Below are 15,474 nucleotides of genomic sequence, written 5' to 3'. Positions count from 1 at the left end.
CACACCTTTGTATCTAAAGATTTAGAAATGGAAAAAACAGCCTTAGTGGTGGGTGCAAACGGGGTAATTGCATCCAACCTGATTAAACATTTACGTACGCTCGGTAACTGGAACATTATTGGCCTGTCGCGTCGCGGAGGTCAGGATCAAGAGAGATTAAGCTACATTCGAGTGGATCTGCTGGATAGTCTGGAATGTAAAAACGTACTTAGTAACCTCAGTCATGTCACCCATATATTTTATGCAGCATTCAAGGATATGCCGACATGGGCAGAACTTGTACAACCAAATCTCGACATGCTAATCAATGTTGTAGAGGCTATAGAACCAGTAGCAACAAACCTTCAGCATATAAGCCTGATGCAGGGGTACAAAGTTTATGGTGCCCACCTGGGGCCTTTTAAAACCCCGGCGAAGGAAACCGACGCAGCACATATGCCACCCGAATTCAACGTAGACCAGCAGGAATTCCTTGAACGAAAACAACAGGGAAAAAAGTGGAGCTGGTCGGCAATCAGACCTTCTGTAGTGGCCGGAACCGCACTGGGCAATCCCATGAACCTGATCTCAGTGATTGCAGTTTATGCAGCAATTTCAAAGGAGCTCCGAATTCCACTGCGGTTTCCAGGAAAACCAGGAGCATATGATAAGCTCATGGAAATGACCGATGCCGATCTGCTGGCCAAGGCAACAGTATGGGCAGCAACCGAAATTCAATGTGCCAACCAGGCCTTCAACATTTCCAATGGCGATCTGTTTCGGTGGAATGAACTTTGGCCAAAAATAGCAGCATATTTTGGTCTGCAAGTTGCGCCCCCACTCCACATGTCGTTACAGACGGTGATGGCAGACAAGGAATTGCTGTGGACGGAAATGTCCATAAAATATGGCCTGAAAAGTACATATGGTGCGCTATCTTCATGGCCATTCGGAGATGCAGTGTTCTCGTGGGATTATGATTTTTTTGCTGATGGTACCAAAGCACGTCGGTTCGGTTTTCATGAATTCATTGATACAGAAAAGATGTTTTATAGTCTTTTTGATGAAATGAAAGCAAACAAAATTATTCCCTGATGAAAGTCGGTATTAAAAGGATTTCAAAATGATCTGTTGAACATCTTCCGGTCAGTAACTTACTTGTCGGTTTGCTATAGGGAAATCATTTGATGATAAGAATGGTTCCAGCGCCGTTTTCTAACCTGAAATAATGATGGTGTTCATAGCGTAACTCAACTATATCTATCTGGCACACTTTTCCTTTTATCCCACTATCACTTCGGACATTATATCCAATCTTAATGTTTGCCAAATCAACCAAACTTGAATGACGCCCAATCTGAACAATTGGGTTTACTGATTTTGATCTGGTCTTTAGCGATACTACATTTTGGCTTGCTGGTTCCTCCAGACTAAGTGTATAACTGCTTCTCATAATAATTTTGGTTATGAGCTATATACGATAATTACTTTATCAGAGTTTCGATAGCGAAAAAATCGGTGAGAAATACGCTGGGGGGAAGTTAAAACAAAAGCGGTAAAAACCCTGTTCTTCCGGCATAACCATATATTCTAAAACTTTTAGCTATGAAGGGATTGTCGCCATGGGGACTGAGTGCAATTACCGAACTCAGTAACGCAGCAGAAACTTACAGTCATCATTTCAATGGAATCCAACTGAGCATAAAAATCACTTCCGACTCAGTATGGGTTACTATTTCAGCAGATGGCCAGTCACCTATCCATTTCCGGCCTTGCTTTATTCCTTCCGGTAAAATACAATCTTTTGAAAGCCAGACAACGGAGAAAGGATGTAAGATTGATGTTGATTCGATGATCGGGAGATTTAAAATTACAGTAACCTTCTCGAGCGAAGAATACCCTATGCTTCGTTACAAGTGTGAATTTACACCAGCATATGATTTGTTTATACCATTCTGGCCGAAAGATATCCTTTTACAGAATCACAAGAGGGATCCGATAAAAGATTTTGGCGAAATCCATTGCACCCAGCGGCAAACCCGTTCAGGCTTGATCTACTTCACAAAGCCCTCCAGCAATCTGCGCGTACTTTACTTTCAAAATCTTACCTCACTTTCAGATTTCTGCGAGCAAACCGGAACCTCCCTAAGCGGAGTAGTTGGAGGGGAACTTCCTGAAATCGGTCTGTCTTTGCCTCCCAGTATAGAAAAGCCTTTAACTGCAGGCAAACCAATAGTCCTTTCTGATGCTCATATCTGTTTAAATCAAGGATTAAGTGGAGATTCAGATCAGGCGATTGACTACCTGAATATGCTGTCAACCATTTACATCTCCTTGCCCAAACCCAACACCCAATATCGCCCCTGGCCAAACATCCTAAAAAATGGACTGAAAGATCTGATCGAAAACCCAGGTTGCTGGTCGCGGGTGGTAGGAAACAGCTACCTGAATGCCTACCTCTGCGATTACGATACGCCACCAGAAATCATGGTGCAGCTCGCTGTACTTCTCCCTTTGCTCGATTACTCAGAGTGGAGTGGAGATAAGCTGGAAGTAGTGGATACAATCAAAAAAGGGCTTAGCCCATTTTACGATGAAAAGCTGAAGTCCATAGTTCGTTGGCATCCCGGCGCAGTTGAAAAACTAAAAGGAGAAGAAGAACAAAAAGTTCCATTAGTAATGGACTCGTGGTACCTTCACCATCCTCTCCTTAATCTTTCCAGACTGGCTTTAAAAGGTGATAAATCTGCAGAAAAACTATTTCTGGATTCCCTGGGCTTTGCAATTAAGGTGGCACACCAGTTTAAATATGAGTGGCCGGTTTTTTATAAAATGGATACACTGGAAGTATTAAAAGCAGAAACCGAACCAGGAAAGGGTGGTGAGCAGGATGTTGCCGGATTGTATGCACATGTAATGATTCAGGCTTACACACTTACCAATGAAGAAAAATACCTCAATGAGGCCATAACTGCTGCAAACAAACTTGCATCAGTTGGATACGAAGTCATGTATCAGGCAAATAACACTGCTTTTGCGGCTGGTGCATTGCTCAGGTTGTTTAAGATAACGGGTAATCCTCTACACCTCAATTTGAGTTACCGGTGTCTGGCATCTCTTTTTCAGAATGTTCAGTTATGGGATTGCAATTACGGATATGGTAAAAATATGCCCACATTTTTCGCATTATTCCCTCTTACAGATGCGCCTTACACAGCCGCTTATGAAGAGCAGGAGGTGTTTTGCGCCTTTCACGATTTTCTGAATCACGCCACCGGTGTCGACCTGTTGCCTTCTGTAAGGTTGTTATGTGGGGAATACATCCGTTATCTTATAGACCGGGCACCTTTTTATTATCCAACCATGTTGCCTGATGAAATGCTGTCGGAGGAGGTAAAAACTGGCGAAGTAGAACGTGATTTATGGATTGCATTAGAAGACATCCATGATGGCATTGAGCAAAGTGGTGCAGTGGGACAAGAGGTTTATGGCGCCGGGAATGCCTTTGGAATATTACCAAGACACTTTATCAGAATTCCAGATGAAACATTTATGATCTATGTTGACGGGCCGTTTGGAACAGTGCGCAAAAAAAGCGGAAAAGTGACTTTCAATATGTTAAGTCACCAAGCCATGACCTATCGGGTCAAAATTGTATTCCACCAAGAATATCAGGCTGATTTAAGCTTTAAAATGGCTTTAAATGGCACCAAGTTCCTTCCAGTAGCAGTTAAAAATAAACAGATTGAGATGGATGTAAATGGTAGTCATAAAGTAAGTATCAGCTGGAACCAAAGTGGTCAAACATTAAGCTGATTCATCTGTTGGTTAATATAACATCAACCTTGTAAAAATGGATCAACACGAATTTAGTTTAATTGCCGACCGCTACTCTACCTCTTTACATTCCAACGCACTTCGTTTTACTCAAGATGACGATGAAGCCAAAGACCTTGTGCAGGAAACACTATTAAAAGGGGTGCGTTTTTGTCATAAATTCGACCAGGGAACCAACGTCAAAGCATGGTTATACGTCATCATGAAAAATACTTACATCAACAGTTACCGACAGGCAAAAAGGCGACAAGAAGTGATACAGGTGGATGACGAGATATCGAGTGCCAATCTGATGAGTAGTGCATCAACCAATAGCGGTGAGTCTACATTCGTGATGAATGACATTCAAAAAGCAATGCAAAGTATTCCGGAAAATTATCGCATCCCCTTTCAGCGATATTTCGAAGGGTATAAATACGAGGAAATCGCTGTTCAAATGAATATACCATTAGGTACCGTAAAAACGCACATTCACCAGGCCCGGCATTTGCTTAAAAAATATCTTAACAAATACCGGGAAGGGGCAAAGTAATCTCAAAGGAAAATCAATTCAAATTGTGGTAGCGGCACTAGTATTTCTGAATGCTGTCTTTAACGTCCACTCGCTTACCTGGATTCAGGGAATCCTTTTTTATTGTATCTTCATTATCTTTGTAATAATCTCCCTTTACCGGTTTGTAGTTTGTACAGGCTGCCGCGATTAAGGTAAATGCTGTAACTACAACATAAATAGCATGATTTGTTTTCATAGTTTCCGTTTTAACATGAGAAGCTGATTAGGCAGCCTTTGTTTTGTAAAGCTCATATTCAGGTATTCAGCCCTATCAGTGGTTTATACTTAGTTTTACAACAGATTTGTAAGCAAAAAATTTTGGGGGATACTAACTTGTTTTAAACCAAATCCCGATTGTGTTTAGCCAACACACAACTGATATTTTTTCAGTCTGGAGCTGATTTTTTTTCATAAAAACTGAAATTTTTTCAGGATTTTATAACATAAAATTACAAATCATGGTTTGGCATTTGAGTTGTTCATGTATAAGGGAGAACGCGGTTTGGCGTTCATTTGAATTAATTGATTTATAGTCCATTTATTAACTAAAAAATTTTAAAAGGAGATTACACTATGACATTGGTTAAATTTAATCCTGAGAAGAAAAACAATGCATTAATGCCAGGCTTTAATGACATTTTCGAATCTGTACTTAGCGATAGCTTTTTCGCAGACCGTAAGCTAAATACATTACCTGCGGTCAATATTTCAGAAACCCCCGAATCTTTTCATATCGAACTTGCTGCGCCAGGACTGAAAAAGGAAGATTTCAAGGTTTCAGTTGAGCGGGAGACATTAACAATTTCAACACAGCGAGAAAGTCAATCATCAGATAGAACTTACAACAAAAGGGAATTCAGCTTTCACTCGTTCACCCGGGCGTTCACATTACCTGAAAGTGCCAATGTGGATGGAATACAGGCGAGTTATAACGATGGAATTCTAATGCTTACCATTCCAAAAAAAGAGGAAGCAAAAATGGTCACACGCCAGATCGAAATTCAATAATTATTTAAAATGCCGCGAAGAGCGGCATTTTTTGTTTAATTACTTTTACTACAGATCAGGTCGATTTGAACAAGTGCTGTTGGAATTTCCAAATCAGCTTATACAGCTTCATTTTCTGAAGTAGAATGTTTATTAATCTCAATAATCTGAAAATATGAACTGACTTCATTCTTTATCACTAAATCAATGTGCTCAGAAAAATCTACTAATTCGGTCACCCTGCTCTTCAAATCATTTGTAAATTTTTCAACATCAACATCGCCCCTAAGTATAATCTCAAGCGTTTCAGTGGTTCTCCAATTGGTTCCGGTGATCCCATGGAATACCGACTGAAGTTTTGACGGGAACTTTTCTTTTGCTTCCAAAGCTTCTTTGGATAATGAATTCGGCATATTTCCAGCTTCACCTTCGTTTCCTTTTTCCCAGTCAGCTCGGGCTTCTTCGGATCCAAAATCCCCCTCTCCTACTTCGCGACTCAAAAAGCCGGCCTCGCTTTTTACGCGATTCTCTTGAGAATTTTCGTTACTCCTAAATCTTGGAACCTGGTTGTCGGGCATATTGGTTCGCTCAACTATATTATCTGCCTGTGGATCACCAAGGTTTTTATTTTTTTCGTTCTGACTTTCCATGTTCTGATATTTTAAAATTATGAATATATTATTAATAGCTAAACGCCCGGTAATTGATTTATGACGATCTCGTTACTGGATTTAGCCTCACTCTTTTAGCATGCGTTTATCTGTCGATAACCCTATCTTTTTAATCAATAACTATCTTAAAACCCTATATGTTTAAACTCTTTTTGAATTCGGACAATTACGGGTATAAATACACGCAGGCAGGTATTTGTACCATTTAACAACAATATGCTAGCCGGCATTCCCTGTAGAAAAATTTATTTCTGCACCTAAATACTTTTTATGTCTTTCTATAATTGCCTATTCTATATCAAGTTTTGGAAAAACTTTTTCTCCAAAATCTATAATAAAATCGTTTTGATTCTTATTTACATTATGCAAGATCAGGCGGTCGACGCCAAGCCCGAGATCTTCTTTAATCCACTCTAAATGTTGGTTTGGGTTCGAAGATATCCGAACATGTTCATGCATCTGCGTGGGTTGCACCAGTTCAGCCACCGCATCGAAATGGGCTACCGTTGGCAGTTCTCCCAGCACACTTCCCTGAAAGATATTACTTCTCCATTGCTCATAAGCTCCTGCGATGGCCTCATCTTCGGTCCTGGCGTAAGAAAGCTGCGTTTTTACATGAACAGGTTTGCCTTCTCCGCCATTTTCCCGAAAGGAATTGATTAATTCACGGAGTTCAGCATGCGGTCTGTTAGTTGTTAACAAACCATCCGCCCATTCACCAGCCCATGTTGCCGTTTCCTGGCTTACCGCTGCACAAAATAATAAAGGCTTTTCTGCAGGTAAAGTATATAATCTTGCATTTTCCACCGTGATGAGTCCCCGTTGCGATACCTTTTCCCCATCCAATAATCGACTCATCACCTGATAACATTCCATAAGACGGGCATTTCTGATTGATTTTTCAGGCCACTTATCCCCGGTAATGCTTTCGTTTAACGCCTCGCCGCTTCCGAGTGCCATGGATAAGCGCGCTGGAAACATCTCATTTAGGGTGGCAAGCGCTTGCGCAACAATTGCAGGGTGGTAACGCTGACCGGGTGCACATACCATGCTGAAGGGTAGCTTCGTTAGCTGCATCGCCGCGCCAAGCCAGGCAAAAGCAAATCCGCTGTGCCCCTGGCGTTCGCTCCAGGGGTGGAAATGGTCGGAACTTGAAATTGCAAAAAAGCCATTCTTTTCCGCCAGCTGAACATATTTTAGGAGTTCGCTGGGTGCAATCTGTTCGTGTGATGCGTGATAAGCTATTTCCATATGGTTATGGTATCAAATTCATTTTTAAGCCAATTCTGTTAACTTGCCCGAAGTACTGTGACACTTCTACCTTCAATGTCTACCATTTGGCCAGCTGAAAGGTTTGTCATTCCTACTTGTAAAGTTCCGGTGCTGATCGCAACACTCCATTTTTCCGGATAGCCCCCTTCCGGAAGTTTAAAGGCTATATCATCAGCGCCCGCATTAAAGATGATAAAGAAATGAGCATCCAAAATTCCATTGCCCTTAACATCTGTACTGATGATACCTTCCCCATGTAAAAACACACCAAAACGTACCGGAGCAATACGCTCCCAGTCGTGGCGTTGCATTTGAGTGCCGTCTACATTAAACCATCCGATATCCAGCAGGCCGTCTGCCTCAATCGTGCTGCCGAGGATCCACTCTTTCCTACTCAAACTGGGGTGATTTTTCCGAAGCTGGATCAGCTGAGCCGTAAAATTTTGTAACCCGGCATCAGCTTTTTCCCAATTGATCCAGGATAGCGCACTGTTCTGGCAATAAGCATTATTGTTACCATGCTGCGTCCTGCCCAGTTCGTCTCCCGCTACAATCATTGGAATACCTTGTGACAGGAAGAGTGTCATCAGGTAATTTCGTTTTTGTTTAGCCCTTAATTGATTTACTTCTTCGATGGCCGTTTCGCCTTCAGCACCACAGTTCCAGGAGTGGTTGTGAGCCTCACCGTCCTCATTGTCATCACCGTTTGCTTCATTACATTTTTCATTATAGGTAACCAGGTCATGGAGTGTAAAACCATCGTGGGCAGTAATAAAATTGATGCTGGCAGTTGGCCTCCGGTAATCTTTCATATACAAATCCGGGCTACCCAGTATGCGCTGGGCAAATTCGCCCATCAATCCCTCCTCCCCTTTCCATACCCTGCGAATCAGATCTCTGTATTTACCATTCCATTCTGCCCATTCGGCAGGAAACTTTCCTACCTGATAACCACCCTCACCCACATCCCATGGCTCTGCGATGAGCTTTACCTGCGAAATAATCGGGTCCTGATGAATAATATCGAAAAATGCGCCCAAGCGATCTACCTCATGTAAACCACGGGCGAGTGTAGATGCCAGATCAAAGCGAAAACCGTCGATATGTACTTCCTGCACCCAATAACGTAAACTATCCATAATAAAACGGAGTACAGCAGGCATCCGGCTATTGAGGGTGTTTCCAGTGCCTGTATAATCTGTGTAGTAACGTGGCTCATTTTCTTCCAGCCGGTAATAGGTCTGGTTATCAATACCTCTAAATGAAAGCGTTGGGCCATTGTGGTTTCCTTCAGCCGTATGGTTATATACCACATCAAGAATCACTTCGATTCCATTGGCGTGGAAGGCCCTCACCATTTCCTTGAATTCCTGCAGTTGTTCCCCATTTTTTCCTGTAGCAGAATACCTCGAATCTGGCGCAAAAAAACCGATGGTATTGTAACCCCAGTAATTGTGAAGTCCCCGCTCGATCAGGTGCCTGTCTGATACGAAATGGTGCACAGGCATTAGTTCGATCGTTGTTATTCCCAAAGATTTGAGGTATTCGATGCACTCCGGATGCGCTAGCCCGGCATAGGTACCGCGCAGTTCTTCCGGAATCCGGGCATTTAACTGCGTAAATCCCCTTACATGCAATTCGTAAATCACCGTTTGGTTAAACGGGATTTCAGGTGAAACGTCATCCTGCCAGTCGAAGTACTGATCAACCACTACCGACTTGGGTATAAATGGGGCATTATCCTGATCCGAAAAACTTAAGTCGCCCAGGGGCGAGGAAATTTCATAACCAAACAAAGCATCATCCCAGGTGATATCACCTGATATGGCTTTCGCATAAGGATCAATCAGCAGTTTATTCGAATTAAAGCGCAGGCCATCTTCGGGAATATAGGGGCCATAAACCCTGTATCCATATTTTTGCCCAGGGCCTACACCCTCCAGGTAGGTATGAAAAATATCATGTTCGCGCTCCGTTAGTTCATATCTGGAAATTTCGATTTCATCCTGGTCAAAAAAGCACAATTCTACCCGCTCAGCATTTTTAGCAAACAGCGCGAAATTAGTACCTCTTTTGTCCCAGGTAGGACCTAACGGGAAAGCCCGGCCAGGTAATTGTTTCCATGTTTGCATGTTCGTTTAGTTCTAGGGTTTATCATTGAACATACGCACACAAGCTGAAGTTTTGGAATACTGCCTATAAGTGCCAGCTTCATGTATTTCGGGTATTTGATACCGGTTTAATACGGTTGGTGACTTATATAAATACTTAGGTTTGAAACATTTGGACCCTAACTGCAGTTTATGCTAATATTGACTCACTACATGTTTTTGAGACCAATCCTTAAATTATATGATCATTCCACCAGAATTATTAATCAAAACGCCCCTGAAAGGCCTGGCTGCCAGAATTCAACCGCAGGTTTACAAACAAGATGACGTTTACTGTGTGCTCTATGGAGAGACCCCACAAAACGGAATTTTCGGGTCTGGTCTTTCCATATCTGAAGCGATAACGAACTGGGACGACAATTTTCATAAGATCCTCAAAGACGATACGAAACTAAAAAGCGTTCTGGCCAAAATGTCTCCACCTGCAGATGTGGCCAGATTTCTGGAAGATTACCGGGAGGAGGCAAGGAACGACAGTACGGGTTACGATCTGAACAAGAGTTTTTAACATTTTCCAAAATCAGGGGAAATATATTAGTGCGCTATCAACCCACGTCATAAACTTTCAACTACTTAAACACATCCAGCGCACTGGCAATCACTTTTTGCATATCAATCCCTTTACCGAGCACCCCTGTAAACAGATCGCCGGTTTCTTTTAGTCGGTCCACCGCATTAAATATGGTGAAGTCCTTCATTTTCAATCCTGGTTTAACTTCATCCCAGGTGAGTGGCATGCTGACTGTGGCCCCTGGCTTTGGCCGCAGCGAATAAACACCGGCGATAGTGGCGCCGGGCCGGTTTTGCAGAAAATCAAGATACATTTTCCCGCCCCGGTTAGAAATCATGCGTTCAAGCGTAGTAAATTTCGGCAGCTCGCGGTTCACCTGGCGAACCACCAGATTGGCAAATAGCTGACTTTGCTCATAGGTATATTGCGCACCGAGGGGAATGTAAATGTGCATACCGGTTGAACCGGAGGTTTTAGGATAGCTGGGTACCCCGATGGCATCGAGTACCTGCCGGGTAACCTGCGCGGCCTTAATTACCTGGTCGAACGTGTTTTTGTCCGGGTCAAGATCGATGACACAATAATCAGGATAATCCGGATTGGCAGCTCTTGAAAACCAGGGGTTCATTTCAATACAGCCCAGGCTGGCCATCCACAGAAGTGTTGCCCGGTTATAACCGAGCAGATAACTTTTCTCCTCTCCTTTTTCGTTGGTATGTGGCATAGTATGTGCCCATTCCGGGGCTGTCTCTTTCACATTCTTTTGATAAAAGCTTTGACTGTGAATACCTCCCGGATACCGGTTTAGCGACATCGGCCGGTCGAGCAGATAGGGCAGCATCAACGGGGCAACGGCATCGTAATAATTAAACAGTTCCCTTTTGCTCACCTTATCCTCCGGCCAGTAAAGTTTCGATAGATGGGTAAATTTCAACAGGTGCCCATCGATCTTTTTCTCCTCGGTATCTGCTCTACCCATTAACAGCGGGGTTTCTTTTGGCTTGAAACTTTTGCCTTTTACGGGTTTCGCGGCTTTAACTACAGCTTTTTTGGTTTCGCTCAAATCTTGCATCATCTCAGTCATATCTTCTGCGTCTAAAATTTTAGCCACAGAGTCCGATAATTTAAGGTTGCTGTTTGTTTTTGCTGATTTGCCGTTCTTACCCTGCTTACTGATGTTCTTTTTAAGGGCTTTAGCCGATAATTCGATCCATACCGGCGCATGATCGCTGGCGCCCTCCCAGCCCCTTACCTCCTTATCTACATTTCCCGATTTCAGCTTTTCTGCCAGGTCGGAGCTAAGCAGGAAATGATCAAGGCGGAGCCCTGCATTTCGATCGTAAGCCTTACGGAGGTAATCCCAATACGTATAAATGGCTTCATCAGGATGGAGTGTGCGGATGGCGTCTGTCCATCCCTGATCTAATAAACTCGCATAAGCCTTTTTAATCTCCGGCTGGAAAAGTGCGTCGTTTTTATACTTCTCAGGTTTATAGGTATCCAGATCAGTAGGCATCACATTGTAATCACCAATAAGCAATACCGGTAGTCCCGTGGCAATTAAAGTTTTTGCGTGGTCCACTAATCGCCCAAACCAGCGTTTCTTATATTCAAATTTTGGTCCTGGAAAAGGATTGCCGTATGGCAAATAAATACAGCCAATTACTGTCCCGAAAGTAAATACTTCCAGGTAGCGGCTATGGGTATATTCTTTATCCTCCCCTGGAAGGTCTCGCCTCAGCTCCTTAATTTCTTTCTTGCTTAATACCGCTACGCCGTTCCATGCCTTCTGTCCGTGCCACACCGCATGATAGCCGGCTTCATTAATCTGGCTAATCGGAAAAGATTTATCCTCGCACTTCAGTTCCTGCAAACACAAAATATCCGGCTGAGCACGTTGAAGCCATTTCAGCAGGGTTTCGATCCGGCCATTGATGCCGTTGATGTTATAAGTCGCGATTTTCATAAGCCAAAAAAGCCCCGCAAGTGCGGGGCTCATGTTTTACTTCACTTTCTTCTCAATCGCCTTGCGCTGATTCCCTGCGCCGGCTTTTGCTTCTTTAACTTTCGCAGGTTTCACATCAAGTTTATCTGCTTCGTATTTGATTTCATGATCCTGGTTAGAAACAGAGTTTCTTTCCACTTTTGTTCCTCTTGCCATAATGTTTATATTTTTAGGTATATTAGTTAAACATTTGTTTTAGCATGATGGTTTGGAAATTCGCTCAGCTTGTTATTAAGATAGCATTTTTAAATGCATAAATAGAAGGAACAAGCACATCTGAAATTAAAGTTAATTCAGGTAACCTTTTATTGTACCTATCAACTCATCAAAATCAAAGGGTTTCGATATGAATGCTGACGCACCAGCTTCAGCTGCAATCTGCTTTCCTTCCCGGCTCGCAGAGATCACAATCACCGGCAGATGCATGGTTTCTGGATTTTTCCTCAATGTGCGCAATACTTGATCTCCGGATAGTACCGGCATCCACAAGTCAAGAAGAATAAGATCAGGTGATTGGGCTTCAATTAAATGTTTAATATTAAGGCTATTTTTTTCCGGAATTATGGTATAACCGGTATCCTCCAATATCAGTTCAAGCATATCCAGTATTCCTTCATCATCATCGCAGATGAGTATTTTTTTATTCGGCATCCAAATCCCCTTCTTTTATTGGAATTGTAAAACTAAACGTAGATCCTTTTCCTTTTTCACTCTCGACCCATAACGTTCCTTCATGATTTTTAATGATCTGATCGCAAATGTATAAACCTATTCCCATTCCCGGGAAGCGTTGTTGAATATCCCCCGCCCTGAAGAACCGTTCAAACACCTTTTTCTGATCCTCCTGACTAATACCCATCCCATAATCTGTTACCGAAAGTTTCACATAATCAGAAATCCTGGAAATGTAGACTAAAACCTCATTAGAATCCGGAGCATATTTTATCGCATTCGAAACCAGGTTATTCACAACCTGAATAATATGAGACTCATCGCCCCATAAACGAACGCCAGATTGCCCTTTTACAATAATTGTGTGTTGTTGCGCAGCCGACTGGATTGCCTCGACTGAATCCACTACCATTTTATCAAAGTCGAAGGATGCTTTATGCAATTCTATATTTCCAGTTTGAATTCTTGAAACGTCAAGCAGTTCTGCAATGAGGGTATTGAGCCTTTCCACATGAACGACGGTCTTACTAAGGATCATTTTAAATTTGTCGCTCGATTCTTTAGGAGCCATACGTTCCAATGCCTGAATATAACCTTTAATGGTAGTTAATGGTGTTTTCAGCTCATGGCTTGCTATCGAAAGAAAGTCGTCCTTTCTCCGCTCAATTTCCCGCCTGTCGGTAATATCTTCGATGGCCAGCAAAATCTGATCTTTGTATTGGCCTTCCAGCTCAACCCTATAGGCGTTCAGCAGCATCAGTTTTCTCCCGATATGCGGAAAATCATGTTCCACCTCAAAATCTTCAACCGGGTTATTGGTGGGTAAAATGCTGATCAAAAGCTCTTTCAATTGGGGAATATCCCACTGGTGATTGCCGAGGTCATATAAATGCTTACCTACAGTTTCTTCCGCGTTAACTTTAAATGTTTTTAGAAAATGGGTGTTCGCACTGACCACGAAAAATTTGGGATCCAATACCAGAAGACTTTCTCTAACGGTTTGGATAATACTGGAGAGGAACGCTTCACTATCCCGTAGTTCCAGCGTACGCTCCTGGATAACCTTTTCCATTTGATCCTGTTGCTGACGGAGATCCTGCTCCGCTTTCTTTCTGGCAGAAACGTCGTTTTGCACCCCAATGAAGTGGGTAACGTTACCGGCTTCGTCTTTAATGGGAGACATGTACAATTCGTTCCAAAACAGATCACCGTTTTTGCGGTAATTACGAATATCAACCGTGCATTCGATGCCTTTTTCAACAGCATTTTTCAAAATGCTCCTCGCGTGCTGTCCCCGGTCATCTTTCTGAAGAAAACGGCAATTATGGCCTATTATCTCATTTCTTTGATAGCCACTGATTTTTTCAAAAGCCTGATTACAGTATATTATCGGATTATCAGGCTGCGTATTATCGGTAATGATAATCCCGGATATTGATGCATCTAAAGCTTTAGACAAAAGCCCAAAATCTTTTTCCCAGTTCTCCTTTGAAAAGTTGAACTTTCCGTATTGAATTTTATCCAAATCTATTTTTTTTTCTAAAATAAAACATGGGCTGCACTTCGAAAGGAAATATTCCTAAATGTTTTTAGATTCTCTCCTTTTGTATGCAGCTGATATTTTTACGCTGAATGTAAGTGAACTTAGTTCGATGCTAACAGTGCAATTTTCAATGCTAAAACACCATCTTCTATGGTTATCTGAAGTTCGTGGTCTTTGTTCTCTATCTTTTGTATCAAATCACTCAATATAGATTGCACACACTTACCATACACCTCACCTTTAGATTCATGAATTTCAAAAGTACCTGTCATCACTTCATCAACAGGATAAGCAATTCCGGCAAAAACTTTGGTGGCTGTATCGTGGCTATATTCACTGCTGCCCCATCCCTCAGGTCTTGAACTGTCTTCGGATGATTCCAGCGACTCACTACTTAGCATCGTCCAGCCAGGTAGTTCACCGATTTCTGCCTTAGTCATGGTATTTACCATTGCGTGAATTTTACCTTTCAAAGGCATCCAGCCTTCAATTTCTATTCTGGCCAGGTCATATGCAAGTTGTAGCGTGGTCTGTTCAAACATTCCCGGTCCTGAGAAAGCATGATAATAGCTGCCAATCAGCCCGTCATCATATAACACCATGGCTGCTACCCTATCGCGTTGTTCGCTGTTCCGGTGATGGGAAGTTCCAAACACTTGCTTAAACTTTTGCCTGGTAAGTGAATTTACAATATCAAAAAAATGTACACCATGCTCTACCAGAATGCCACCAGACATTTCTTCATTCCAGAACCAATGTTCCAGCGGTAAGGCCTCATCCTGAGCATAGTTATTCACCACAACATGTCTTAACTCTCCAAAGGCACCACTTTCACCCAGTTCTTTCACTTTTTGCATGATGGGATTATAGCGGATCATGTGATTTACCGTGATGATTTTCCCGGTTTCCTGCTGTACTTTAAGAATCTCTTCTGCCGTCTCTTCTGTAATGGCTACCGGTTTCTCGAGCAATACATGTTTACCTGCCTTCATGGCTTCGCATGCCATCTCCGCATGTAAGCCTGGCGGAGTAACGATGCTCACAATATCAATTTCAGGATCGCCAAGCAACTCTTTCCAGTCGTAGTAAACTTTGCAATCAGGAATATCATGGGTCCGCTGACCTGTCTCTGCGATGGCAACAACCTTTGCATTGTCCATCTTATCGAACCAATGGTGAAGAAACTTTCCGAATCCACCGTAACCAATTATTCCTATCCTGTAGTTTTCCATGTGCTAATGCCTGATCAATTGTATTAAGATATCAATATAGT

15 protein-coding genes are annotated in these 15,474 nt (G+C 42.5%); 5 read left to right on the top strand and 10 right to left on the bottom strand.

The window, feature by feature from the left end; genetic code table 11:
• Positions 1 to 27: 27 nt before the first annotated feature.
• Positions 28 to 1,074, top strand: coding sequence for an SDR family oxidoreductase (locus tag AC570I_RS00430; protein ID WP_497403339.1), 1,047 nt, complete (start codon positions 28 to 30; stop codon positions 1,072 to 1,074).
• An 85-nt stretch (positions 1,075 to 1,159) separates the two neighbouring features.
• Here the strand turns inward: AC570I_RS00430 and AC570I_RS00425 are convergent, their stop codons facing one another.
• A complete protein-coding gene (locus AC570I_RS00425; protein WP_497403336.1) occupies positions 1,160 to 1,432 on the bottom strand; it encodes a hypothetical protein in 273 nt (90 codons plus the stop codon).
• A gap of 152 nt (positions 1,433 to 1,584) precedes the next feature.
• On the opposite strand from AC570I_RS00425, the gene AC570I_RS00420 reads away from it, so the two are divergent.
• Positions 1,585 to 3,795: a hypothetical protein gene (locus tag AC570I_RS00420; protein WP_497403334.1), complete on the top strand. Its 2,211-nt coding sequence runs from the start codon at positions 1,585 to 1,587 to the stop codon at positions 3,793 to 3,795.
• 37 nt (positions 3,796 to 3,832) lie between these two features.
• On the top strand, positions 3,833 to 4,348 hold the full coding sequence (locus AC570I_RS00415) for a sigma-70 family RNA polymerase sigma factor (RefSeq protein ID WP_497403332.1): 516 nt from the start codon (positions 3,833 to 3,835) through the stop codon (positions 4,346 to 4,348).
• Between the two features lie 37 nt (positions 4,349 to 4,385).
• Here AC570I_RS00415 and AC570I_RS00410 read toward each other — a convergent pair whose 3' ends face one another.
• Positions 4,386 to 4,565 (bottom strand): hypothetical protein, encoded by a 180-nt coding sequence (locus tag AC570I_RS00410; protein ID WP_497403328.1) that lies wholly within the window; start codon positions 4,563 to 4,565, stop codon positions 4,386 to 4,388.
• A 377-nt stretch (positions 4,566 to 4,942) separates the two neighbouring features.
• Here AC570I_RS00410 and AC570I_RS00405 point away from each other — a divergent pair, with 377 nt between their 5' ends.
• Complete coding sequence (locus tag AC570I_RS00405; RefSeq protein ID WP_497403324.1) at positions 4,943 to 5,377, top strand: Hsp20/alpha crystallin family protein; 435 nt, start codon at positions 4,943 to 4,945, stop codon at positions 5,375 to 5,377.
• Between the two features lie 98 nt (positions 5,378 to 5,475).
• Here AC570I_RS00405 and AC570I_RS00400 read toward each other — a convergent pair whose 3' ends face one another.
• The 3 genes from AC570I_RS00400 to glgX form a co-directional block, all read right to left on the bottom strand.
• The gene (locus AC570I_RS00400) at positions 5,476 to 6,006 is read right to left on the bottom strand and encodes a hypothetical protein (RefSeq protein WP_497403322.1); all 531 of its coding nucleotides are present in this window, start codon (positions 6,004 to 6,006) and stop codon (positions 5,476 to 5,478) included.
• Between the two features lie 309 nt (positions 6,007 to 6,315).
• Positions 6,316 to 7,278 (bottom strand): TIGR03885 family FMN-dependent LLM class oxidoreductase, encoded by a 963-nt coding sequence (locus tag AC570I_RS00395; RefSeq protein WP_497403318.1) that lies wholly within the window; start codon positions 7,276 to 7,278, stop codon positions 6,316 to 6,318.
• Positions 7,279 to 7,316: 38 nt separating this feature from the next.
• Positions 7,317 to 9,431: a glycogen debranching protein GlgX gene (gene glgX, locus AC570I_RS00390; protein WP_497403314.1), complete on the bottom strand. Its 2,115-nt coding sequence runs from the start codon at positions 9,429 to 9,431 to the stop codon at positions 7,317 to 7,319.
• 220 nt (positions 9,432 to 9,651) lie between these two features.
• Between glgX and AC570I_RS00385 the strand changes: the two genes are divergently transcribed.
• On the top strand, positions 9,652 to 9,978 hold the full coding sequence (locus AC570I_RS00385; RefSeq protein WP_497403310.1) for a hypothetical protein: 327 nt from the start codon (positions 9,652 to 9,654) through the stop codon (positions 9,976 to 9,978).
• Positions 9,979 to 10,039: 61 nt separating this feature from the next.
• Here the strand turns inward: AC570I_RS00385 and xth are convergent, their stop codons facing one another.
• From xth to AC570I_RS00360, 5 genes are all read right to left on the bottom strand, one after another.
• Entirely contained in the window at positions 10,040 to 11,980 is a 1,941-nt protein-coding gene (xth, locus tag AC570I_RS00380; protein ID WP_497403308.1) for an exodeoxyribonuclease III, read from the bottom strand.
• 3 nt (positions 11,981 to 11,983) lie between these two features.
• Positions 11,984 to 12,142, bottom strand: a complete 159-nt coding sequence (locus AC570I_RS00375) for a DUF3606 domain-containing protein (RefSeq protein ID WP_082120603.1) — start codon at positions 12,140 to 12,142, stop codon at positions 11,984 to 11,986.
• Between the two features lie 132 nt (positions 12,143 to 12,274).
• A complete protein-coding gene (locus AC570I_RS00370) occupies positions 12,275 to 12,637 on the bottom strand; it encodes a response regulator (protein WP_497403304.1) in 363 nt (120 codons plus the stop codon).
• Positions 12,627 to 14,183: a sensor histidine kinase gene (locus AC570I_RS00365; RefSeq protein ID WP_497403302.1), complete on the bottom strand. Its 1,557-nt coding sequence runs from the start codon at positions 14,181 to 14,183 to the stop codon at positions 12,627 to 12,629. The genes AC570I_RS00370 and AC570I_RS00365 overlap by 11 nt, the downstream gene beginning before the upstream one ends.
• Before the next feature lie 119 nt (positions 14,184 to 14,302).
• Positions 14,303 to 15,433, bottom strand: a complete 1,131-nt coding sequence (locus AC570I_RS00360) for a Gfo/Idh/MocA family protein (RefSeq protein ID WP_497403300.1) — start codon at positions 15,431 to 15,433, stop codon at positions 14,303 to 14,305.
• Positions 15,434 to 15,474: the final 41 nt, after the last annotated feature.

This window comes from Pedobacter sp. A2324, from assembly GCF_059693705.1.
The sequence above is the reverse complement of the archived record's forward strand: the minus strand, read 5'-3'. Positions and strand labels throughout refer to the sequence as shown.

Bases quoted from the DNA above. Each gene is read 5' to 3' on its own strand.
- xth (WP_497403308.1), bottom strand. From the start codon at position 11,980: ATGAGCCCCGCACTTGCGGGGCTTTTTTGGCTTATGAAAATCGCGACT.
- AC570I_RS00415 (WP_497403332.1), top strand. From the start codon at position 3,833: ATGGATCAACACGAATTTAGTTTAATTGCCGACCGCTACTCTACCTCT.
- AC570I_RS00395 (WP_497403318.1), bottom strand. From the start codon at position 7,278: ATGGAAATAGCTTATCACGCATCACACGAACAGATTGCACCCAGCGAA.
- glgX (WP_497403314.1), bottom strand. From the start codon at position 9,431: ATGCAAACATGGAAACAATTACCTGGCCGGGCTTTCCCGTTAGGTCCT.
- AC570I_RS00385 (WP_497403310.1), top strand. From the start codon at position 9,652: ATGATCATTCCACCAGAATTATTAATCAAAACGCCCCTGAAAGGCCTG.
- AC570I_RS00410 (WP_497403328.1), bottom strand. From the start codon at position 4,565: ATGAAAACAAATCATGCTATTTATGTTGTAGTTACAGCATTTACCTTA.
- AC570I_RS00405 (WP_497403324.1), top strand. From the start codon at position 4,943: ATGACATTGGTTAAATTTAATCCTGAGAAGAAAAACAATGCATTAATG.
- AC570I_RS00420 (WP_497403334.1), top strand. From the start codon at position 1,585: ATGAAGGGATTGTCGCCATGGGGACTGAGTGCAATTACCGAACTCAGT.
- AC570I_RS00360 (WP_497403300.1), bottom strand. From the start codon at position 15,433: ATGGAAAACTACAGGATAGGAATAATTGGTTACGGTGGATTCGGAAAG.
- AC570I_RS00375 (WP_082120603.1), bottom strand. From the start codon at position 12,142: ATGGCAAGAGGAACAAAAGTGGAAAGAAACTCTGTTTCTAACCAGGAT.
- AC570I_RS00430 (WP_497403339.1), top strand. From the start codon at position 28: ATGGAAAAAACAGCCTTAGTGGTGGGTGCAAACGGGGTAATTGCATCC.
- AC570I_RS00370 (WP_497403304.1), bottom strand. From the start codon at position 12,637: ATGCCGAATAAAAAAATACTCATCTGCGATGATGATGAAGGAATACTG.
- AC570I_RS00425 (WP_497403336.1), bottom strand. From the start codon at position 1,432: ATGAGAAGCAGTTATACACTTAGTCTGGAGGAACCAGCAAGCCAAAAT.
- AC570I_RS00400 (WP_497403322.1), bottom strand. From the start codon at position 6,006: ATGGAAAGTCAGAACGAAAAAAATAAAAACCTTGGTGATCCACAGGCA.